Origin of the sequence: Candidatus Planktophila sulfonica, from assembly GCF_002288065.1 — a bacterium.
In the GTDB taxonomy this organism is placed as follows: Bacteria; Actinomycetota; Actinomycetes; order Nanopelagicales; family Nanopelagicaceae; genus Planktophila; species Planktophila sulfonica.
In genome coordinates this window covers 523,199-544,620 of record NZ_CP016773.1, presented here as the reverse complement: position 1 = coordinate 544,620, position 21,422 = coordinate 523,199, and the positions used below count along the sequence as shown (strand labels likewise).

Annotated in this window: 19 protein-coding genes; 2 read left to right on the top strand and 17 right to left on the bottom strand. The window is 49.9% G+C overall.

Annotated elements, in window-relative coordinates; all coding sequences use genetic code 11:
• The 16 genes from A1sIA56_RS02740 to A1sIA56_RS02665 form a co-directional block, all read right to left on the bottom strand.
• Positions 1-672, bottom strand: a complete 672-nt coding sequence (locus A1sIA56_RS02740) for a cell division protein FtsQ/DivIB (RefSeq protein WP_095673427.1) — start codon at positions 670-672, stop codon at positions 1-3.
• Positions 665-2,038, bottom strand: a complete 1,374-nt coding sequence (gene murC, locus A1sIA56_RS02735; protein WP_095673426.1) for a UDP-N-acetylmuramate--L-alanine ligase — start codon at positions 2,036-2,038, stop codon at positions 665-667. The genes A1sIA56_RS02740 and murC overlap by 8 nt, the downstream gene beginning before the upstream one ends.
• Positions 2,038-3,120, bottom strand: a complete 1,083-nt coding sequence (locus tag A1sIA56_RS02730; RefSeq protein WP_095673425.1) for a UDP-N-acetylglucosamine--N-acetylmuramyl-(pentapeptide) pyrophosphoryl-undecaprenol N-acetylglucosamine transferase — start codon at positions 3,118-3,120, stop codon at positions 2,038-2,040. Before A1sIA56_RS02730 ends, murC begins: the two co-directional genes overlap by 1 nt.
• Positions 3,117-4,280, bottom strand: coding sequence for a putative lipid II flippase FtsW (ftsW, locus tag A1sIA56_RS02725; RefSeq protein WP_095673424.1), 1,164 nt, complete (start codon positions 4,278-4,280; stop codon positions 3,117-3,119). Before ftsW ends, A1sIA56_RS02730 begins: the two co-directional genes overlap by 4 nt.
• The gene (gene murD, locus A1sIA56_RS02720; RefSeq protein WP_095673423.1) at positions 4,273-5,667 is read right to left on the bottom strand and encodes a UDP-N-acetylmuramoyl-L-alanine--D-glutamate ligase; all 1,395 of its coding nucleotides are present in this window, start codon (positions 5,665-5,667) and stop codon (positions 4,273-4,275) included. The genes ftsW and murD overlap by 8 nt, the downstream gene beginning before the upstream one ends.
• A 7-nt stretch (positions 5,668-5,674) precedes the next feature.
• Positions 5,675-6,733 carry a phospho-N-acetylmuramoyl-pentapeptide-transferase gene (gene mraY / locus A1sIA56_RS02715; protein WP_095673422.1) on the bottom strand — a complete coding sequence of 353 codons (1,059 nt, stop codon included), beginning with the start codon at positions 6,731-6,733 and terminating at the stop codon, positions 5,675-5,677.
• Positions 6,730-8,121 (bottom strand): UDP-N-acetylmuramoyl-tripeptide--D-alanyl-D-alanine ligase, encoded by a 1,392-nt coding sequence (locus tag A1sIA56_RS02710; protein WP_095673421.1) that lies wholly within the window; start codon positions 8,119-8,121, stop codon positions 6,730-6,732. The genes mraY and A1sIA56_RS02710 overlap by 4 nt, the downstream gene beginning before the upstream one ends.
• A complete protein-coding gene (locus A1sIA56_RS02705) occupies positions 8,118-9,599 on the bottom strand; it encodes a UDP-N-acetylmuramoyl-L-alanyl-D-glutamate--2,6-diaminopimelate ligase (protein WP_095673420.1) in 1,482 nt (493 codons plus the stop codon). The genes A1sIA56_RS02710 and A1sIA56_RS02705 overlap by 4 nt, the downstream gene beginning before the upstream one ends.
• The gene (locus tag A1sIA56_RS02700) at positions 9,596-11,401 is read right to left on the bottom strand and encodes a peptidoglycan D,D-transpeptidase FtsI family protein (RefSeq protein WP_095673419.1); all 1,806 of its coding nucleotides are present in this window, start codon (positions 11,399-11,401) and stop codon (positions 9,596-9,598) included. The genes A1sIA56_RS02705 and A1sIA56_RS02700 overlap by 4 nt, the downstream gene beginning before the upstream one ends.
• Entirely contained in the window at positions 11,394-11,822 is a 429-nt protein-coding gene (gene ftsL, locus A1sIA56_RS02695; protein WP_190277020.1) for a cell division protein FtsL, read from the bottom strand. The genes A1sIA56_RS02700 and ftsL overlap by 8 nt, the downstream gene beginning before the upstream one ends.
• Positions 11,822-12,793, bottom strand: a complete 972-nt coding sequence (rsmH, locus tag A1sIA56_RS02690; protein ID WP_223298473.1) for a 16S rRNA (cytosine(1402)-N(4))-methyltransferase RsmH — start codon at positions 12,791-12,793, stop codon at positions 11,822-11,824. The genes ftsL and rsmH overlap by 1 nt, the downstream gene beginning before the upstream one ends.
• 222 nt (positions 12,794-13,015) lie before the next feature.
• The gene (gene mraZ, locus A1sIA56_RS02685) at positions 13,016-13,447 is read right to left on the bottom strand and encodes a division/cell wall cluster transcriptional repressor MraZ (RefSeq protein ID WP_095531561.1); all 432 of its coding nucleotides are present in this window, start codon (positions 13,445-13,447) and stop codon (positions 13,016-13,018) included.
• A gap of 190 nt (positions 13,448-13,637) precedes the next feature.
• Positions 13,638-13,991 carry a DUF3040 domain-containing protein gene (locus A1sIA56_RS02680; protein ID WP_095673417.1) on the bottom strand — a complete coding sequence of 118 codons (354 nt, stop codon included), beginning with the start codon at positions 13,989-13,991 and terminating at the stop codon, positions 13,638-13,640.
• Between the two features lie 36 nt (positions 13,992-14,027).
• On the bottom strand, positions 14,028-15,221 hold the full coding sequence (gene dinB, locus A1sIA56_RS02675) for a DNA polymerase IV (protein WP_095673416.1): 1,194 nt from the start codon (positions 15,219-15,221) through the stop codon (positions 14,028-14,030).
• Positions 15,218-18,454 carry a DNA polymerase III subunit alpha gene (locus A1sIA56_RS02670; RefSeq protein ID WP_095673415.1) on the bottom strand — a complete coding sequence of 1,079 codons (3,237 nt, stop codon included), beginning with the start codon at positions 18,452-18,454 and terminating at the stop codon, positions 15,218-15,220. The genes dinB and A1sIA56_RS02670 overlap by 4 nt, the downstream gene beginning before the upstream one ends.
• Positions 18,455-18,456: 2 nt before the next feature.
• Positions 18,457-18,750 (bottom strand): DUF6504 family protein, encoded by a 294-nt coding sequence (locus A1sIA56_RS02665; RefSeq protein ID WP_095673414.1) that lies wholly within the window; start codon positions 18,748-18,750, stop codon positions 18,457-18,459.
• 215 nt (positions 18,751-18,965) lie between these two features.
• Between A1sIA56_RS02665 and A1sIA56_RS02660 the strand changes: the two genes are divergently transcribed.
• Positions 18,966-19,388, top strand: coding sequence for a DoxX family protein (locus A1sIA56_RS02660; RefSeq protein WP_095673413.1), 423 nt, complete (start codon positions 18,966-18,968; stop codon positions 19,386-19,388).
• Positions 19,389-19,456: 68 nt separating this feature from the next.
• The gene (locus A1sIA56_RS02655) at positions 19,457-20,197 is read left to right on the top strand and encodes a sulfite exporter TauE/SafE family protein (protein ID WP_095673412.1); all 741 of its coding nucleotides are present in this window, start codon (positions 19,457-19,459) and stop codon (positions 20,195-20,197) included.
• Here the strand turns inward: A1sIA56_RS02655 and A1sIA56_RS02650 are convergent.
• A complete protein-coding gene (locus A1sIA56_RS02650; protein ID WP_095673411.1) occupies positions 20,194-21,396 on the bottom strand; it encodes an MFS transporter in 1,203 nt (400 codons plus the stop codon). The two genes, A1sIA56_RS02655 and A1sIA56_RS02650, sit on opposite strands and share 4 nt — an antisense overlap.
• Between the last annotated feature and the right edge of the window lie 26 nt (positions 21,397-21,422).

Genomic DNA, 21,422 nt, shown 5'->3' with positions numbered 1-21,422 from the left:
TTACTTAACGATGGGTGCATGTGGTGCACTCACATCAATGCGACGAATTTTCTTATTCTCTTCAAGTGTAAGAAGTGCGCTAATAACCTCTATTTTCAAGGCAGTTTCTTCATGAGCGCCCCACAAAATTTGAACGTTGCGACCATCGACATCTACAAAGAGCGCGAAGTTAGAGCTGTTGCGGGCAGTAAGAGATACGACACTTCTCTGAAACTCTCGTGGAAGATCTTGGAAAACTTTGATTGCAGCAAGGCCTAGAGCCGGTGTCTTGGCCGAGACTCGAGGAAGATCCGCCGTCGTAAATCCGGGCAAAGTAAAGATGGTTCCGGATGCATCAATAGTTGAGCCATTGAAGATTGCAGTAGGTGTTCGGGGCGTCACGACTATCTCTACTGCTCCATCAAGCCAGTTACGAGAAACATGTGCAGACTCAATCCACTTAAGATGAAGTAGGCGCTTCTCAATGGCTTGAGGTTCTACTCGTGCAAGCTTCTCACCTGAAGTAATTGCTGAGATCTGTGTAATCGCTGATTGTGATTCAGGTGTAGGCGAACCAGTGACCGTGATGGATGAAACTGTAAAGATTGAAGACCATGCCAAGAGATAGATGAGTCCACCGAAGAGCGCCGCAGCTATGACTGCAACCAATGGAATCTTTGAGACTTTACGCAAAGCGACGTTGCAACCCTTCGGCGATGATCGGAGCAAGGGAATTTACATCTCCGGCTCCGAGAGTAATGATGACGTCCCCGGGCTTTGCCATCTCAATCACGCGCTCTGACGCTGAAGCGAAGTTTGGAATGAAATGTCCGCGGCTCATCTTTTCGGCAATGAGAGACGATGAAACCCCATGAATAGGTTTCTCACTCGCTGCATAAATTTCAAGCAAAGTGACATCGTCGGCAAGGTCTAGTGAAACTGCAAAGTCATCTAAGAAGGCTTGTGTACGCGAATAACGATGAGGCTGGAAAATAACCAGGACGCGACCATCACCTGCATAGCGACGTGCCGCCTGTAGCGTCACAGTAATTTCAGTTGGATGGTGGCCATAGTCATCAATAATTCTGATTCCATGTTCAGTTGCCTTTAATTCAAATCTGCGGCCTGCGCCTCGGAAGTTATGGAGTCCCTCAAGGAGTTGATGGATTGGCAGTTCAAGAGTCAGACCCATCGCAAGGCAGGACGCTGCATTCAGAAGGTTATGGTGACCCGGAACCTGAAGTTCGAGATGACCTACTGCTCTTCCTCTCCACATCACGCGAGCCGAAGATCCAATCGCTTTAAGTTCAATCTGATCGATACGCAGGTCCGCACTCTCTGATTCACCGTAAGAGATAGGTGTGCACGTTAGCCCTGAGGTTCCAAGTCGCGTTGCCCCAGCGTCATCTGCGCAATAGATGAGAAATCCCTGCGGTGAAATTGTGGCTGCAAAGTTCTCGAATACCTCTGTGACTGCTTCAGGAGTGTGGAAGAAGTCGACATGGTCATGTTCAATATTTGTAACGATTGCCGCAAGTGGTCGGTACTCAACGAATGATCCATCTGATTCATCTGCCTCAGCGACGAAGAAATCACCGGTTCCACGGTGTGCATTCGACCCTGATGCAGTGAGCGTTCCACCGATGGCAAATGAAGGATCGACTCCGCATGCCTGAAGTGCGACGGTGAGCATTGATGAAGTCGTAGTCTTTCCGTGAGTTCCAGCAACAGCGATGCTCTTACTTCCGGACATCAGCGCCGCAAGCGCTTGTGCGCGAGTCAAGATTGGAATGGAGCGTTCGACTGCATAGGCCATCTCAGGATTAGAAGCAGAGATTGCAGTGGAGTAAATAACTACATCCGCGCCCTGAACGTGCGCTGCTTCGTGAGAAGTGAAGACTTCTGCACCGAGTGCGCGAAGAGCTGTGAGAACAGAAGAATCTTTTGCATCAGAGCCAGAGACTGCGATTCCATCGGAGAGTGCGATACGCGCTAGGCCGCTCATCCCAGAACCACCGATGCCGATGAAGTGAATCTTCTTGCCCTTAAGCGAATTCACTACTTACCTCCGTGCAGCGCGTGTTCCATCAGTGAGACCATCTTAGATGCAGCGTTGATATCGATATCTGAACCTGCGATGGGCGCGGTGGCACTGTGAGAAATAAGACGCTTGATATTCGAAGTGAGCCAGCTGGCCGTGAACTCTTTTTGAGGCAGAATTTCGGCGCGAGATTGAGAAACGAGATCGCGCGCATTGAGTTCTTGTTCGCCATTTCCAATTGGCAATGGAATGAAGAGTGCATAACGACCTAAAGTATTAACTTCAGCGCATGTCACCGCACCGCTGCGAGAAATAATCAGATCTGCTCCTAAATAAGCAGTGGCCATATCGGTGATGTACCCGCGCGCTTCATATCCATCGAGCTTTGTTGGCTCCTCGTTGCGGGCACCAATTCCATGAAGGATTTGAACACCGTCGGCAAGCAGTGCAGAACGTGAATCTGAAATGACCTGGTTAAGAGCAACGGATCCTTGTGAACCACCAAAGATAAAGATGAGTGGCTTTGTTGCACTAAATCCAAGCTGACGTTTTGCCTCAGCGCGTGCTTTCTGCCAATCGTGCGACGCTGATCGATATGCGCTGATCACATCTTCACGAAGTGGCAATCCAGCTAGAAGTGATTCAGAAAGTTTTCCAGAACCGATGGAATGTGTAATTGCAGTATGAGAAGTGAAGAGGGCGCCAAGACGGTTGGCCAGCCCGGGGCGCGCATTTGCTTCATGGATAACGATGGGAGTGCGTGTAAGTGCGGCAGCGATATAGGCAGGAGCTGAGACATATCCCCCGAAACCAACAACGAGATCGTGCTTGCGCATCAAAGCTACTGATTGTGCAACAGAGCGAAGGAGTGAAAAGGGTGCAACGAGCAGAGATGGAGATAGTCGGCGAGCAATGCGAACCTTTGTTATGTAATTAATTTCAAATCCAGCTTCAGGAACGAGACGTGATTCCAGTCCGCTACGAGTTCCAATAAAAGAGATTTTGGAATCTGCATGGTGAGCGCGCCATTCGCGGGCAACCGCGATTGCAGGTTCTACGTGTCCGGCAGTGCCGCCGCCAGCAAAAAGTACTCGGGTCACTTGCTCTTCTTCTTTACGATTTCTTTTCGCACCGCTGGATCACGTAAGGCAGCTCCTGCAACGAAACCAATTGCGCAGAGAGTTACCACCAGTGCTGAGCCACCATAAGAGACTAAAGGAAGTGTCACGCCAACAACAGGGAGAACGCTCGTAGCTGAACCGATATTGAGAAATGCCTGCACGGTTATCCAAATACCGATTCCGGCACATGCATAACGAACCATTGGATCCTGTGCGCGAAGCGCGATTCGGAAAATTGAGTAGATGAGAACTGCCATCAGAATAAGCACTGTAAGAGTTCCAACAAGACCAAGTTCTTCACCAATGACAGAGAAGATGAAGTCAGTATGTGCTTCGGGGAGATTTCCCCACTTCTGACGACTGCCACCAAGACCCACACCAAAGAGTCCGCCAGTAGCTAAACCGAGCAAGCTGTGAGCAGGTTGCCATCCAATATTTTTGTAATCCTCAGGTGCAAACGGGTTGAGAAATACTAGGAAGCGCTGTGCGCGATATCCCGATGTTGCAATCAAAAATGCCAATGCGAGTGCCCCTGCTGCAGTGATCCAACCCAAGATTCGCAATTGAATACCTGAGACGAAGAGCAGGCCAGCGAGTATCGCAGCAACGACTGAAGTGGTTCCCAGATCGCGGCCATACATGATCATCGCCATGATGATGAGAAATCCTGGCGCAATCAGCTTTACAACATTGGTGCTGTGGCGACCAGACTTCTCTTTACGAGCAAGAAGATAGCTTGCCCACAAGATCATCAGTAACTTGGCGAATTCGCTGGGTTGAACATCAAAAAACTTCAGATTAATCCAGTTGGTATTTCCATTCACCGTCTTGCCAAGCCCTGGAATAAAGAGCAGGCCAAGGAGGCCAATCGAGATAACCAGACCGACACGACCGATGATTTCCCATCGGATAATAGGAAGCTTAGAAAGATATGCAGCAAGCGGAATAGAGACCGCCACAAAGAGCAGTTGGCGAATCACAATGGATGCAGCGCTGCCTTGGTTATCAATGGCTGTAATGGATGAGGCGGAGAAGACCATAATCAAACCGAGGAAGGTGAGCGCACCAGCGCTAACTAACAACATATAGAGATGATTAACTGGCTTTGCCAAGAATGTTGAAGCGGTCTTATTAGCCATTGAGAACAACTTTCTCTACTGCATCTTTAAATCTATCTCCGCGATCACCGTAGGAAATGAATTGGTCCATTGATGCGCATGCAGGAGCCAAAAGGACGGTATCTCCGGAAAGTGCCTTCGCGTGTGCTGCTCGCACAACTTCTTCCATTAATGAATTACTTGCTCCGCCTTTAACATAATCAGTCGGTGCATCTATTCGAATTATCTCGATGTGTGATGCCTTCTCGGTTAACTCTTGCGCGATCAGTTCTCGATCTTCACCGATGAGAATTGCGACGCGCACACGTGATTTGATACGAGTAACAAGCTCTGACATCGATGCACCTTTTGCTAATCCCCCAGCAACCCAGATGACTGAGAGCGCTGACATGATTGAGGCAGATGCGGCATGCGGATTGGTCGCCTTGGAATCATTGATCCACGCAATTCCATCTTTCTCGCCCACCTTTTCAATGCGATGGCGGCCAGGGCTAAATTCTTGAATAGCAGCGCGAATAGCTTCGTGTGACGTTCCGACTGTGCGGGCAAGACCTGCTGCTGCCAAAGTATTGGAGACGTTATGGGGAACTGTTGGTGTTACTTCAACGAGTTCGCAGATCATGGACGCTTCTTGCGTATCAGCAACAAAGGCACGATCCACTAGTAGTTCCTCAACTACTCCAATTTCACCGGGTGCAGGAGTATCGAGTGAGAAGAAGACTTTACGTCCCTGCCAATGTGTAGTGCGGTTAACAATCTCGCCATCATCAGCGTTGAGAACTGCAGTCATTGATTTATCAAGAATAGAGATTTTATCTTTTGCATAGGCATCAAATGAGCCATGCCAATCCACGTGATCTTGGGCGATGTTAAGAATTGCAGAAGATACAAATTGCGCATCTTCTAGCCAGTGAAGCTGGAACGAAGAAAGTTCGAGAACGAGAAAGTCGTGCTTTTCAATGGAATCAACAGTTTCAATCACAGTTGTGCCGACATTGCCGCAAGCAACTGCCTGGAATCCGCCGCTACGAAGCATTGCGGCAGTGAGTTCAACTGTCGATGTCTTGCCATTGGTTCCGGTCAGCGCAATCCATTTTTGACCAGTTGGCTTAAGGCTCCAGGCAAGGTCTACTTCATTGATCAGAGCAATTCGCTCAGCACGGGCTGCGAGTACAACAGGATGATCTTCGCGCCATCCAGGTGATACCAATAAGAGATCAAAGTTCGAGAAACTAACTGCATCAGGTGTGATGACTGAGAAACTTTCGAGCGACGTTACTTTCTCGTCAACAATCGTGACAGTGGAGCCTCGTTTTTCCAACGCACGCGCACAAGCTGCGCCCGTAACCCCTGCGCCGGCAACAAGAATTCGTTTGCCATCGAGGTTTGTGTAGAGAGCATGTGCCATAGGAGTTTTAGCTTGCTACCCATTGTGTATAGAAAAGTCCGAGACCAAGAGCGACGCTGAGGCCAGCGATGATCCAGAAACGAAGCACGATGGTGACTTCGCCCCAACCCATAAGTTCGAAGTGATGTTGTAGTGGCGCCATTTTGAAGAGTCGCTTACCACCAGTGATGCGGAAATAAAGCACCTGAAGCGCAACTGAAAGAGTAATGATGACGAAGAGTCCGCCCAGTGGAATGAGCAAGAGTTGAACGCGAAGGGAGGCAGCTAAGCCAGCGAGAGCTCCACCAAGAGCAAGTGAGCCGGTATCTCCCATAAAGATTTTTGCAGGAGATGCGTTCCACCAAAGGAAACCTGTACATGCACCTGCAAATGCTGCAGCAAGTACTGCGAGGTCAAGTGGGTCGCGCACGTTGTAACAGTTTGCAGAAGCAGTAACTGCGCAGCTCTGACCGAATTCCCAGACGCCAATCAGAACAAATGCCAAGAAGGTCATGACAGATGCACCCGTTGCTAATCCATCGAGTCCGTCGGTGAGGTTTACTCCGTTACTTGTTGCAGTAACCATGAGCGCAATCCAAATAACAACAAGTACTACGCCAAGGGTGATACTCGTATCGCGCACAGTTGAGAGATTGAGCGAGATTGGAGTAAGTCCATCTTTATCTGGAAAACGAGTTCCGAGGTAACCAAAGATCGATGCAAAGAGAACTTGTCCGAGGATCTTCTGCTTGCCGCTGATGCCGCGAGAGTTCTGACGAGAAATCTTCATGTAATCATCGAGGAAGCCAACAAAACCAAGGCTGATGACAAGTCCGAGAATCAGAATTGCTGAAGTCGAAATAGAACTCTGTGTGACAGCGTGCGCCACAAGATAAGCAACGAGAGAAGCAAAAATAATGATGAGCCCACCCATTGTTGGGGTACCGCGCTTGGTGTGATGTGTAGATGGACCGTCATCACGAATGATCTGCCCGTAACCGCGACGAGCTAACGCTTTAATGAGCGCGGGGGTTCCAAAGAGTGAAAGGATGAGAGCGAGAGCTCCAGCAATCAAAATCAGCTTCATGCGTTCTCTTCACTCTCTTTCATTTTTTCCAACCACTGTGCAGAAATTGATTCTGCTAACTCTTCAAGCTTCTCCGATCGTGACGCCTTTACCAACGCAACATCTCCAGGATTGATATTGGCTGCAACGGTGAGTGCTTCAGCTTTATCGGCGCAGAGATGAACAGAGGTGGCGCTATCTGCTGCAATCTTTGCTCCGTAGATTGGAGCTCCAACGCAGACCAGATGATCGATTCCAAGTTCTGAGGCAAGGGTGCCAATACCTGCGTGATCGGCATCAGATGACTCGCCGAGTTCATTCATTTTTCCTACGAATGCCCATGACTCTCCCCCGCGCTCTTGCGCAAAGAGGACCAGAGTCTGCAAGGCCGCTGCCATCGCTTCGGGGCTAGCGTTGTAGGCATCGTTGATCAGAACGAGTGAAGGAAGTTCGTGAATTTCCATGCGCCACTTGGCGGCTGATTCCGCGGTCGAAAGTCCGCCGGCGATTTGATCGAGAGAGAATCCGAGGACAGTTGCAACAGATGCCACCGCGAGAGCGTTAGCTACTTGATGCAGCCCAACAATGCGCAATCCGACTGCACTGCGCCCTTCAGGAGTAACGAGATCGAAATGTGCGCGACCTTCGCGAACTTCAATATCGGTGGCACGGATATCGCAATCAGGGCCTTCACCAAAGGTGATGTTCTTGCCCTTGTGAAGCGCTGCCATCTTCGGGGTGAATTCGTCGTATGTTCCTAGAATTCCAATCCCTTCTTCATGAAGGGAAGCAACGAGTTCTGATTTAGTTTCAGCGATTGCTTTAACAGAACCGAATTCACCAACGTGGGCTGTTCCTACCTTAAGGACAAGTCCGATGTTGGGTTGTGCGATTGAACAGAGGTGCGCGATATCGCCTTTGTGGCGTGCGCCCATTTCAATGATGCAGTATTTAGTCGCCTCGGTGCAATGAAGCAGGGAAAGCGGAGCGCCAATTTCATTATTGAAATTTCCGTGGGGTGCAACTGTTGGCGCCGCTGATGAAAGAACAGTCGCCAATAATTCTTTTGTCGTCGTCTTTCCCTGTGAGCCGGTAATTCCGATGACGGTGAGATTAAGCAAGTTGCTACGAACATGCTGTGCAAGTTTGCCCAAAGCTACTACTACATCGGATACAACGATGTGTGAACCTTCGACTGACTTCGTTGAAATGGTCAGCACTGCGCCATGAGATCGAGCATCAGCTACATAGTCGTGCCCATCTACCTTTTCGCCTTTGATTGCTAAGAAGAGTGAGCCGGGAGTTGCTTCGGCAGAGTTAATAACAGCTGCTTCTGTCACCGTGACGTCATCACCGTGCAGTGTTCCTTGAATAACTGATGCGATTTCAGATGCTTTCATTGCAATCATGGCTTGGCCTCTATCGCTTGCGCCAGCGCAATGCGATCATCGAAGGGTGTCACTACGCCTGCTACTTCTTGTCCGGTTTCATGTCCTTTGCCGAGAACTAAGACTGTATCTCCATCTGATGCGAGAGCGACAGCTGCACAAATTGCATCGCTGCGATCTTCAATGATTTGAGAAGGTGCGTTGTAGGTAAGCGAGGCTGTCATCTGAGAAAGTATCTCGCTTGGAGATTCTGATCGTGGATTGTCGCTGGTAAAGATTGCAATATCAGCGCCCTGTACCAACGCTGAACCCATGAGCGGACGCTTGGAAGAGTCGCGGTCTCCCCCGCAACCAAGAACAGCAATGATTTTGCCTGTTGTAAATTCGCGAGCTGCCGCAAGGACGTTGCTTACCGCATCGGGTGAATGCGCGTAATCAACCAGCGCTGCATAACGCTGACCAAGTGAAACCGATTCAAGACGACCTGGTGCACCAGATAGCGTTGGAATAATCGCCGCAAGTTCTATGGGATCAATTCCGCATTCAACGGCGATAGCAATCGCAAGTAATAAGTTGTCGAGGTTGTATCCACCAAAGAGTCGAGTACGTGATTCAATCAAGATTCCGCCTGCGCCACGAATACTGAATTCGATTCCGCGAGAAACGTTGTGAGTCTCTGTGAAGTGCCAGGTAGCTTCTTTATTTGCTCGCGAGACCGTTGTAACGGGAATCGCTGCCTCGGTAACAATGCGCTGACCGTATGGTGAATCTATATTGATAAATCCTTGTTCGGCATATTCAGAGGTAAAGAGTTGCGCCTTGGCTGCAAAATACGAATCCATATCGTGGTGAAAATCTAAGTGATCTTGCGAGAGGTTGGTGAAGGCAGCTATGGAGAAGTGGCTACCTTTCGTGCGCTTTAAAGAGAGTGCATGGCTGGAAACTTCCATAACTAGATGGCGCATATGACGTTCGCGCATGACAGCGGCAAGTGCTTGAAGCTCAGTTGCCTCAGGAGTTGTGCGTGAGCTCTTTACAACTTCTGCGCCGATGCGCGTTTCAACAGTGCCAATAAGACCGGTCTCGCGGCCAACTGCTTCGAAGATTTGGTAGAGCAGAGTTGAAACTGTGGTCTTTCCGTTAGTTCCGGTAATTCCAATACTGACAAGATCACGCGTTGGATATTTATATAAAGAGGAAGCGGCAAGTGCTCCTGCAGTACGGACATCCTTAACGACGAGGGCCGGAATCCCAGAACAGTGAACAAGGCCGGCTTCATCTGTTAGAACGGCAACGGCACCACGCTTTACCGCTGCTTGAACGAAGGTCGCACCATGTACACGTGCCCCAGGAATTGCAAGAAAGAGATCGCCTGCTTCAACTTCTGAATCCACATGAGTGACGCCAGTAAAGGTGACGTTGTCACCGTGTAGAGATGCACCTATCAACTGCGCCGTATCTTCGAGGGTCGCAGTAAACGGTGCGAGGGTGCGAATCATTGCTTCTTTGCGCTTACCTGTGTTGCGCGAGCTCGAGTGAGTTCAGACTTTGTAAGAGCAACAGGAAGCACCTTGGTGCCAGTTGGTGCAACGTGCTCTGATTGAAGAACGAAAGTCATTACCTTCTTAAAGACAGGCCCACCAAGTGAACCGCCGTAGTGGCCGTTACGTGGATCTTGCAGAGTAACGCTGATGACATAGCGAGGAGCATCTGCAGGAGCGAAACCAATAAATGATGCGGTGTAACCGCTGTAGCGACCTGTCTTCTGGTCGTATCTCATTGCGGTACCTGTCTTGCCAGCAACGCGATATCCAGGTATCGCTGCACTGGGCGCGGTTCCCTGAGATGAAACAACGCTCTCCATCATGAGACGAAGTTTGATTGCGGTATCTTCGCTGACGACACGAACGCTAGAGCGATTTGCTGTTGGAGTGAAGTGCCCTGATGGATCACTTGTTCCTGCAATAACTGTTGGTGAGACGCGCACGCCGTTATTAGCAATCGTTGCAAAGACGCTAGTGGCCTGCATTGCTGTTACTGAGTATCCCTGACCGAATGCAACTGTTGGAGCAGTAGTTCCAGACCAGTTTGAAACCGGGCGAAGCAATCCTGCAGATTCACCTGGAAGTCCGGAACCTGTCTTGATGCCAATACCGAATCTAGTGAGGTAGCTGTGGAGCGTGTCATTGCTCATGGTTTCGCCAACTTTAATTGTTCCAGTGTTACTGGAAACAGCGAGGATTCCTGAAGATGTCAGCTGTTGAGTTGGATGTGGTTCGTGATCGTGGAACGGAGAACCACCGCGCTTGAGCATGTAAGGCACTGTAAATACTGTTGTTGGAGTAATTGTCTTCTCTTCAAGAGCTGCCGCCATTGTCATAACTTTTCCAGTTGATCCTGGTTCGTAGACATCTTGGACAGATGGGTTACGCATCAATGCAAGAGGCACATTCTTTGTGTTATTTGGATTAAATGTTGGAGCCGTAGCGTGAGCGACGATGGCGCCTGTTTTTGGATCCATCACAATGACGGTGCCGCTGACTGCGTTCGCGCTCTTGACTGCATCGGCGATTGCCTTAGATGCAACCCACTGCACATCGCGATTGATGGTGAGACGAATATTTGTGCCGGCCTTTGCTGCAACGATTTCGCGCTGTGAACCAGGGATTTCAGCTCCATAGCCACGTGCATATGAATACTTGCCATCTGTGCCGGTGATGATTGAGTTCAAACTTGATTCGATTCCGGTTGCACCAATTCCATCAGCGCGAACGAAACCAACGAGTGATGAAATCAGCTGCCCTGATGGATATTCGCGGATATATGAACGCTCTGGGAAGAAGCCGATGATGCGCTTATCAAAGTACTTATCATCAAGAGCTTTGTTGTATTCATAAATTGCTTCGGTCAACTTATCCCAGAGAGCTGGGCGACCATTCTTAAGAACAATTGAGTACTTTCGGGTGCCTGTGATGTTCTCTTGAACATCAGCAGCGGACAGACCCAAGATGGGAGCAACAAAGTTTGCAACTCGCGCAGGATCAGTGATTTGTGTCTGATCGACGACGATGGTGATTGCTGAAACGCTGCGAGCAAAGGCGACGCCGTTAATATCTGTGATTTCACCGCGTTGAGCTGGAATTGTGCGTGTTGACTGCATCTCATTGGCAGCCTTTTCCTGGTAATTACTTGCCTGAACAACCTGCACTCTAAAGAGCTGTGCTGCCAGGATTGTAAAGAGGACGAAAATTCCGATAATTAAAATATTGATGCGGGCTTTAGATAAGAGCAGGTTACCCATTTGCTACACCGCCTTCTGGCGTTGTGAGATCAAGGAAGACCGGGGTCTCAGATGGGCGCATTCCAAGAGCTGCAGCAGCAGCAGCTAACTTCTCAGGAGCAGCATAAGAATCAATCTGGCGATTTACTGCATCGCGTTGATCAGCTACAGCCTTCGCTTCTGTCTTGAGATTAGAGAGTGTGAATGCATCTTGAGCTAGGAGTGTGTTAACTCCAAGAAGTACGAGGAAGCCTGCTGCACTGACAACAGTTAAGAATGTCGCAAAGTATTTATGTGTTGCGCGGGCACCAGATGAAATTTCAGGGAAGAGACCCGAAATAATCTCGGCGGTGCGCTCTGATACCTGCTTCTTTGCCTTAGGCGCAGATTTCTTTGTAACAGGACGAGCAGTTGAAACTTTACGAGCGGTAGCCAGAGACATTAGGCAGCCACCCTCTCGATTGCACGAAGGCGAACTGATGCCGAACGTGGATTGGATTCGAGCTCTTCTGCAGTTGGAGTCTCACTTGAGCGGAAGACAAGTGAGAACTTCGCTGCATATTCAGGAAGTTCGATAGGAAGATTGCGTGGAGATTTCGACGTTGACGCCTCTGCAAAGACCTCTTTAACGATGCGATCTTCAAGTGACTGGAAAGACATCACCACGAGACGACCACCCACCATGAGAAGTTCAAGTGCATCAGGAAGTGCGCGAGTGATTGCGCCAAGTTCGTCATTAGCCTCAATGCGAAGTGCTTGGAAAGTGCGCTTTGCAGGGTTGCCACCTGTGCGACGTGTAGCTGCAGGGATGCTCTCTTTTACAAGAGTTGCCAATTCAGTTGTTGAATTCAGTGGCGCCTTTGCGCGTGCTTTGACGATATTTTCAACAATACGAGTTGCAAACTTCTCTTCACCGTAAGTGCGAAGAATTTGAACTAGCTTGCCTGGTTCGTAAGTATTGAGAATCTCTGATGCTGTAATTCCGCGGCTGCGATCCATACGCATATCAAGTGGCGCATCTTGTGAATAAGAGAATCCACGATCTGTTTCATCGAGTTGGATTGATGAGACACCAAGGTCAAAGAGGGCGCCATTAATGTGACTATATCCAAAGCCTTCTACAACAGTTGAAATCTGATCAAAGACGCAATGCGCTGTCTTGAGGCGATCTGCATACGGTGCAAGGCGCTTTGTTGCGCGCTCTAGTGCGATTTCATCGCGATCAATTCCAATAACAGTAAGGTTTTCAAAACGCTGCAAGAGAGCTTCTGTATGTCCACCGAGACCGAGAGTTCCATCAACAACAACAGGATTTGAAGAAGCAAGAATTGCGGGAGCAAGCAGATCGACGCAGCGATCGCGCATTACAGATATATGTTGCATCTTCTCCCCCGTTCTCTTACTTCGTTTCATTAACTTTTTATTGCTGTGCAATAACTTCGAGCGCTCATCTCTGGTCACCGCCGGCCGACGGATCTTTTTCGATAGCGACGCCGGGGAAGGGACGTCGCTGCCGGCCTAACATGAATGGAAAGGTCGGCGGTGGCCACAAATGAGCGCTCTATGTAGTTGTGTTCTTCGGTCGTGCTATTCAGTTGTGCTATTTAGTTGTTTTAAATGTTTTTTGCTGATGTTCTAAAAAAGTCCCGGAAAAACTTCTTCGGAGACATCAGCAAAACTCTTTTCGCGATCAGCGAGGTATTCGTTCCATGCAGCGCTATCCCAAATTTCAACGCGAGTATTTGCGCCGATAACAACGCACTCTTTTTCAAGGCCTGCATATGTGCGAAGACCTTGTGGGATGGTGACGCGACCTTGGCGGTCAGGAATTTCATCGTGGGCGCCTGCAAACATCACGCGCTGGTAATCGCGAGCGCTCTTTGCAGTCACTGGGGCTTGGCGCAACGTTTCAGTGATCGTTGCGAATTCAGCAGCTGGGAAGACATAGAGGCATCGCTCTTGTCCCTTGGTGATAACTAGACCTGATGAGAGATCTTCACGGAATTTGGCAGGAAGGATGAGACGGCCTTTTTCATCAAGGCGTGGTTCGTGTGTGCCTAGAAACATTGTCTTCACCACCTTCCCCAAGTTGGTTTGAGCGTGTATTCCTCGCTCAATTCCCCACTTTACACCACTTTCCCCCTTTTTACACCACTATTCACCAATATTTTCCCTATCTCGCCCCACCTCTCCCCACCTGTTTTTGGGCGCAAAAAAAGCCCCGACCGAAGGCCAGGGCTTGTGGGTATTGGTCTACTTACTGCTGAAAGTCACGTCGATTCCAACGCTCTTCCAGGCGAGCGCTTAAGGATGTGCGAGGCGCCTTTGTGCGAGGTGAACCCTTAGTAATCGATCCCAGTGAGCGGACCAAGGTCAGTACGCCAAAGAGAGCTACAAGGAATCCGGCAACGCCAATAGGTGTGGTCTTTGAGATCAAGCCACCGAAGAGGATGGCAATTCCAGCAAGGGTTGCAGCAGCGCCCAGCAATAAGCGTGGACGTGCCGGTGCAAGGGTTGTGGCTCCTAGGCGGGATTCAAGGCGTGGGTCATCAGTGGCCAGAGCAGCTTCCATCTCGGCCAAGAGGCGACGTTCGCGATCGGAGAGAGCCATATGTGCAGAATAGAACAGTTCGTAAATACGCGCTACTTACGCCTCATCTTGAGACTTTTCAGGCTTAATCAAGCGTCCTGGGCGCACGCTGGCCCTTCCAAAACGGGCTGTGGCCTTATCTATAGCGCTATCTGCTTCTCGCCATCCTCGTTCACGGGCGCCGAGTTCGAGCTGGACCGGGACATCTTCCTGAAGATTGCCGAGTGATACTCCGACTAAACGGATGCGGGCACCATCGTTGCGAAGAGCCAAATACAACTTCTTCACTACTTCATAAGTTTCGTGAGTGCTATCGATGGCAAGTGGCAACGTCTTTGATCGCGTGATGGATGAGAAGTCGGCAAATTTAATCTTGATGGTGATTGTCTTTGCAAAGAGATTGGCATCGCGAAGTCGTGCAGTGGCTTTCTCGGTCATACGAAGGAATTCGCGCAAGATTTCTTCTGGGCTATCGATATCGCGAGAAAAGGTTTCTTCGTTACCAATACTTTTTTCAGGTTCATTGACAACGACATCGCGGTAATCGCGCCCCCATGCAAGTTCATAGAGAGATTCACCTGTTGCATCCCCTAGTGCGCGAATCAGTGTAGAGCGCGGAGTGTTGGCGATATCAGCAACGGTATGCAGCCCTAAACGATCAAGAGACTCGGCAGTCTTTGGCCCTACTCCCCATATTGCGCGCACAGGAAGTGGATGTAGGAATTCGAGAATACGGTCAGATTTAATTTCGAGCATGCCATTGGGTTTGCAATGTTGCGATGCCAGCTTTGCGATGAATTTAGAGGGTGCGATTCCAACGGAGCAGGTAATGCCTTCCTCTTTCTCAACTTGCGTGCGAATCTTTGCGGCGATTTCACGGCCTGTACCGAATAACTTCTGCGACCCCGTGACATCAAGAAATGCTTCGTCGAGTGAGATGGGTTCAACCAGCGGTGTATAGGAATTAAAGATCGCCATCACGCGTTCTGATATTTCAGAGTATCTATGGTGTTCAGGTGCGATAAAGATTGCATGCGGCGCCATTCGCTTTGCGCGTCCCACTGGCATTGCTGCGCGGATTCCAAATTTGCGAGCTTCGTAATTTGCCGACAAGACAACGCCGCGAACACCAGCGCCTACAACGAGCGCCTTACCTTTGTATTGTGGATTATCGAGTTCGGCGACAGATGCATAGAAGGCATCCATATCGACATGCAGGATTGTTGACTCCTGTACTTCCTCGCTGGTCATATCGCCACACTATCTGTTTGGCTACGCCATTTTTCGTAAGCCAGGCGCAAGTCCCACACTGCTGTTGCGCGGATAGAGATTCCACGGGCACCAGTACGACGGGTCTCACCGCGCACCAGAAGAAGTGATGTCGAATAGAGCGTTGATGCATGATCGACTTGTGCATCAGGAAAGAATGTTGAATCGCTGCAGCCATAACCATCATCGAGAGTTAAGAAGATAACGCGGCGACCTGAACGCACCGGCGGAGTTTGCAGCGCGACCTTGACTCCGGCGACCAGCACTGATGATTTGGAACGGTGCGAAAGTAAGTCAGAAGATTTCACAGCGCCGATGGCATTGAGAAACGGTGCGTAGAAGCTGAGCATATGTTGAGTGACATCCATGCCTAAGCGTTCGACTTCGCTGCGCACTTTTTCTGCTGTGTTCAGCGGTTGTAGCCCGCTACTTTCAAGAGCAGGGGCAGCAAAACCAAAGGTGAGTTGTGAACCCGGCAAGTGCGCAACCGGTGATTTCTGTAGGTCGCTAAAGTGCAACAAGAGATCGCGTTGGTTGGTGTGCACTGAATCAAATGCACCGGTCATGATGAGGTTTTCGATTACCGGCACTGATGCACCTGATCTGCGATAGAAATCGGCGAGATCGATATAGGGCTGGCCCGCAATGATGGAGGTAATTTCTTTATCCGATATTCCTGCAACAGTTGAGAACGCAATACGGATTGCATCGCCATCGAGTGTGCGTTCGACGTGATAATCGATAGAAGATTTATTGATATCAAGAGGTGCGATACCCACACCCATCTGGCGCGCTTCATCGAGCAGTAACCGCTTGGGATACATGCCGGGATCGTGTGTCAGTACACCTGCGATAAAAGCTGCCGGGTGATGAGTCTTCAGCCATGCCGATTGATATGTGGGCAGGGCAAAGGCAGCAGCATGTGCTTTACAGAAACCAAAGGATGCAAAGGCGCGCAGTACATCCCAGATCTCAGTGATGACTTTCAGTTCATAGCCACGTTCGGTTGCGGCAGGAAAGAACCAATCGCAGACCTCTTGTTGGCCAGCCCTATCCCCCAGCGCTCTGCGCTTTTCATCGGCAGCAGCTAATGAAATGCCTGTCATGACAGAGATAATCGAGATCACTTGTTCGTGAAAGACAACAACGCCTTCGGTTTCGGACAGGATGGGCAACAAATCAGGATGAATGATCTGCGCAGGGCTAAAACCGTGGCGAGCTTCTAGGAATGGGCGAATCATGTCGCTCTTTACCGGCCCTGGTCTAAAGAGTGAGATATCGATAATCAAATCATTGAAGGTGCGCGGTTCAAGTTTTCCAACGAGTTCGCGTTGTCCGGGGCTTTCCACTTGGAAGATACCCAGCGTGCGCGTTGATTGAATGAGTTGATATGTGTCGAGGTCATCGAGAGCCACTGCATCGATATCAATCTCTTTCTCTTCAACCCGTTTGATTTCATGTACTGCATGTGCGATGGCAGATTGCATACGCACTCCCAAGATGTCGAGTTTGAGTAAACCAATATCTTCAACATCATCTTTATCGAATTCGACCATAGGAAAACCACCAGCATTGATCTGCACTGGTGCGCGGTCGAGAAAAGCTGCATCGGATAAGACCATCGCGCATGGGTGCATCGCTAAGTGGCGAGGCAGGCCATCGAGGCGTGCAGCAAGTGCGATGGTGGCGCGAGTAAGAGGCGCCGATGTATTGAGGTTCTTAAGTTCAGGCAGTGAGTTCAGCGCTGCATCGATATTGCCGGCGCGAATATGTGGCATTGATTTTGCCAGGAGATCGATCTCCATTGCTGGCATGCCGAGCGCCGCCCCTGCATCGCGAATTGCATTACGCGCCCGGTATGTGTCGACCATTGCAACGGTGGCACATCGTGAAACCAGCCCAGGCTTGCTCCAATCTTGTGCACCATATCGTTTAAAGACCATCTCGTAGATTTCGAGGCGGCGTGCGGATTCAACATCGATATCAATATCAGGAAGTGCGCGACGAAGCGGTGAACAGAAGCGCTCCATCAATAAACCATGTTCCATCGGATCGACGCCGGATATTCCGAGCAGGTGACAGATAAGTGAGCCTGCACCACTGCCACGCGCTGCAACCCGGATATCGGCAGCGCGCGCCATATCGGTAATGTCGGCAACCGTTAAGAAGTAGGACTCATAGCCCAGCGTTGCAACTATGGCGAGTTCGTCATCGAGTCGCGCACGCGCCTTTGCAATAGTGGCGCCATCGTTATAGCGCCAGTTGATTCCAGCTTCAGAACGAGTGCGCAGTAGCGCGCGCATTGCAGCTGGAGAATCTGCGCCGACAACATGGGGTTCGGGCAAATGAATGCCGCCTAAACCAATATCGCGATGAGGTGAAAGCACTGCGCGTTCTGCCCACTGCCTAGTTGTCTTCAGCAGCGCACGCGGTGTGCGTTCACCGGCTGCTCGCGAAATTTCGGCAGCCAACGCAATCATTTCATCGCTACTCTTTAAGAAAGCTTCAGAGTTACGGCGTTCGACGTTACGTGGATGCAACGGAACTAATTGGCGCGCACAATCGAGGACATCGGCTACTGGTCCATCGGCGCGATCGCGCATACGCACTGCATTGGTGATAACTGCATCGATATCGTTATCGCGAGCAAAGATGAGAGAACGGGCAGCATGCGCCGTAGAACGCGGACCGCTGCCGGCAACTAAGTGCGATACGCATTCGATGGCATGGTCAGCAAATAGATCACGGGTCTGATTGAAGATATCAAGTGCTGCATCGAATCGGTGTGTGGCCAACGCCTGTGACACTGGTGATTCAGGGCCATGCAATAAATGCAGATTTGATGTGTACTCGCTAAATTTTTCAAGAAGTTCAGGCGTTAAGACTGCAGTGCGATCGAGTGAATTCATCTGCAGCCCTGTGTAAAGACGGACCAAACTGCGCCACCCGCCATCACCATGTGCAAGCACCGTAACGCGCGGAAGTGTTCCTGATAGATCGCCGATACGAATTGGAAGATTGATTCCGATAATGGGTGCGATGCCATGAGATACACATGCCTTGGTAAAACGAATTGCACCGGCCATGCCGTCGCGATCAGTAAGTGCGAGCGCCGGCATTTCGAGTTCCGATGCGCGCGCAACTAAATCGCGTGGCTGCGTTGTTCCGTATTTAAGTGAGTACGCACTTGCGGTGCGCAGATGGATAAAGCTCATTCTTAGATGGCCCTAATAATCCATTGACCCGTTGTCTCATCGCGTTCGAGTTGGAATGTGGTGAGCGCACCGATAGGCGCTGCTTCGACAGTCCATAAAGCACGCGCTTGATCGTCGGGGCGGAACTTGCCATCGCTAATGCGGTTCCACCATCCCCCGGCCTCGCACCATCGCGATAAGACTGCATGGATGCGAAAGCGTCGTCCTTTAAAGGTGAACTCAATTGGCGTAAGGCCGCCATCAGATACGACTTCGTGTGCTGGTATTACTTGAGCTGGTACAGATTGTGCTGACATCTTTACTACTTCCCCTTGGTGCCTGTTGATAATTCGAACAGATGTTCGAAAAGTAGACCAGAGGACTGACAAGGGCAAGTGGCCCCATATAGGGGCGGATTTGAGCGTGGATCGACCCCCCTGCCAGGAGGTAAAACGGCGTGGCGTGGAGGAAGATAGTTGAAATTTCAACTACCCTTAGCCTGTAAGTACCCGCTAATCCTTAGGAGAATCAATTGAACGCAGTTCTACTCGTAGGCCGAATCCTTTTCGCCTTCATCTTCATCACATCAGGTATCACTCACTTCGCAAAGCTTGAAGCGATGACAGGTTACGCAAAGTACAAGAAGCTCCCAGCTGCAAAGTTTGGTGTTCTTATCTCAGGCCTCTTCTTCCTACTCGGTGGCGTCTATATCGCTATCGGTCTCTGGGTTGACCTTGGTGCACTTCTCTTGGCTATCACTCTTATCCTCGCAGCAGTCATCTTCCACAACTTCTGGAAAGAAACTGATGCAACAGCTAAGCAGAACGAGATGATCGCATTTAACAAGAACATCGCACTTGCTGGCGCAGCTCTTATCCTCTTTGCACTCATCGCATTCGGATCACTCACAGAGTTCGGTCCAAGCGTTGGAAGCCTGAACTTCTTCGATTTCTAATCTAAAGTTCACGAAAAGCCCCTCGAGAAATCGGGGGGCTTTTTCCATTCTCCTGACAAGATAGCTATATGGAAATCCTCGGCGCTCTGCTTGCTGGTTCATTTATCGGTGCCGTCCTTGGATTTATCGGAGCAGGCGGTGCCATGCTCTCGGTACCAATCTTGATGTATCTCTTTGACTTCGAACCCAAGCTTGCAACTACCGCAGCTTTGGCTGTTGTCTTTCTTGCAGCGCTATCAGGGCTTGTTCCGAAAGCTCGCATGAAGCAGATTCTCTATCGCGATGCCTTTGTTATTTCAGGCATTGGCCTCATCACCAATATCGGTTTCGCTCTCATCGCCGAACACATTCCCGATAGCGTGATCACCACAGGTTTTGCAGCCGTTCTCCTTTTAGCCGGCTTTTCCATGCTGCGCCCACCAAGACTTGAAGAACATAAGCGCATGCCTCTTCACATTCTCATTCTGATGTCACTTCTGATCGGATCAATGACAGGGCTCTTCGGAATTGGCGGTGGTTTCTTAGCTATTCCCGTTCTTGTTCTCTTCTTCGGAACTCCTCAAGCAATTGCGGCAGGAACATCGCTACTGATCATTGCCCTTAACTCTTTAATTTCATTTATCGGCCACCACGCACTGTGGGCTGATGTGCAATGGCATATCCCAATCTTTATGGCAGGTGCCGCAATTGTGATTGCGCAGATTGCTTCGCACTATTCAGGAAAGTCATCCCCTGTTGCGCTACGTAAAGCCTTTGCTTATTTACTCTTCGCAGTTTCGTTCTTTACTCTTGCAAAGACCTGGCTTTAAACCTTAATTACGCGCGAGAAGAAACCAGCCATACCTAAGAGCGCAACCGGATAGAACATCGCCACCGGCAACGAGAAGATATCTGCAAGGAATCCTGTAATTGTTGGTCCAATAAAGTAACCAGCAATACCAGTCACTCCTACACGCGCAATTGCTACACCAGGTGCGATTCCAGGAATGCGACTAGCTGCCAAGATAAATGCAGGAAACATTGGTCCGATACCTAAACCGGCAGCTGCAAAGCCAATATTGATAATAATAAATGCTGGGAGTGGATGTGAATCTGAAAGCGGAACTGCAATTGCAATCGCACTTCCCCAGATGATTGCTCCACCAAAACCTCCGATACGGACAACAGCTGCCGGTCCAAACTTTGTCAGCGCCCAGTCTCCTGAGAAGCGAGCGATGATCATCGCAAGTGAGAACGAGGCAAATGCTGCCGCGTTAAGTCCCTTGCCAATACCCATGCTGTCTTTAAGAAGAAGTGCGCCCCAATCGCTGGCTGATCCTTCTGCAATCAAACCACCGAGCATTCCAAAGCCCATCCACCACAGTGGAGCTGTTTCTTTTGCAAAGAGCGGAATCTTTGCTGATGAATCTTTATCGTCACCTTTATGGTTATCAAGATCTGGCGGCAACATGTAGCGAGAGAGTGGAATAAAGAAGAGAATCGAAACTATTCCAACGCCAATCAAGTTCTCACGTGGATCTACAGCATGAGCAATTGATCCGCCCAGCACTGTTGTTGCAAATGCACCAACGCTCCAGCATCCGTGGAATGAAACCATCCACTTGCGATCAACCAAGTTTTCAACTTCGACTGCCACGGTATTGCCTGTGATATCGAGGTTGGCATAGCCGAATCCCATAACGAATAAAGCCAAGAAGAGCTGAGTGAAAGTAGTTGCACTTCCCATCCCGATCAGTCCCACAGGCATTACAAGTACTGCACCAGAAACAACTTTCTTTGTTCCAAAGGTATGAATCGCACGTCCTGCAAACTGCGCACCAAGAACTGCACCAATCGTGCTTCCGATAAAGACCATTCCCAGCTGAGAGTTGGTCAGGCCAATCGCCTCTTTGATCTCAGGGATACGTGGCACCCACCCCATCGAGACAACTCCCATAAAGAAGAAGATTGCCCAAAGCGCATTACGGGCTCTGATTCCATGCTGGAACGGGGTCAAAGTCTGTGACATAGCGTGACGGTATCTCATAAAGTTCT

Coding starts and splice junctions, on each gene's coding strand:
- dinB (WP_095673416.1), bottom strand. CDS start 15,221: ATGACCAGCGAGGAAGTACAGGAGTCAACAATCCTGCATGTCGATATG.
- A1sIA56_RS02670 (WP_095673415.1), bottom strand. CDS start 18,454: ATGAGCTTTATCCATCTGCGCACCGCAAGTGCGTACTCACTTAAATAC.
- A1sIA56_RS02650 (WP_095673411.1), bottom strand. CDS start 21,396: ATGTCACAGACTTTGACCCCGTTCCAGCATGGAATCAGAGCCCGTAAT.
- A1sIA56_RS02665 (WP_095673414.1), bottom strand. CDS start 18,750: ATGTCAGCACAATCTGTACCAGCTCAAGTAATACCAGCACACGAAGTC.
- A1sIA56_RS02655 (WP_095673412.1), top strand. CDS start 19,457: ATGGAAATCCTCGGCGCTCTGCTTGCTGGTTCATTTATCGGTGCCGTC.
- mraY (WP_095673422.1), bottom strand. CDS start 6,733: ATGAAGCTGATTTTGATTGCTGGAGCTCTCGCTCTCATCCTTTCACTC.
- rsmH (WP_223298473.1), bottom strand. CDS start 12,793: ATGAAACGAAGTAAGAGAACGGGGGAGAAGATGCAACATATATCTGTA.
- mraZ (WP_095531561.1), bottom strand. CDS start 13,447: ATGTTTCTAGGCACACACGAACCACGCCTTGATGAAAAAGGCCGTCTC.
- ftsL (WP_190277020.1), bottom strand. CDS start 11,822: ATGTCTCTGGCTACCGCTCGTAAAGTTTCAACTGCTCGTCCTGTTACA.
- A1sIA56_RS02680 (WP_095673417.1), bottom strand. CDS start 13,991: ATGGCTCTCTCCGATCGCGAACGTCGCCTCTTGGCCGAGATGGAAGCT.
- ftsW (WP_095673424.1), bottom strand. CDS start 4,280: ATGGCTAATAAGACCGCTTCAACATTCTTGGCAAAGCCAGTTAATCAT.
- A1sIA56_RS02700 (WP_095673419.1), bottom strand. CDS start 11,401: ATGGGTAACCTGCTCTTATCTAAAGCCCGCATCAATATTTTAATTATC.
- A1sIA56_RS02710 (WP_095673421.1), bottom strand. CDS start 8,121: ATGATTGCAATGAAAGCATCTGAAATCGCATCAGTTATTCAAGGAACA.
- murD (WP_095673423.1), bottom strand. CDS start 5,667: ATGGCACATGCTCTCTACACAAACCTCGATGGCAAACGAATTCTTGTT.
- A1sIA56_RS02705 (WP_095673420.1), bottom strand. CDS start 9,599: ATGATTCGCACCCTCGCACCGTTTACTGCGACCCTCGAAGATACGGCG.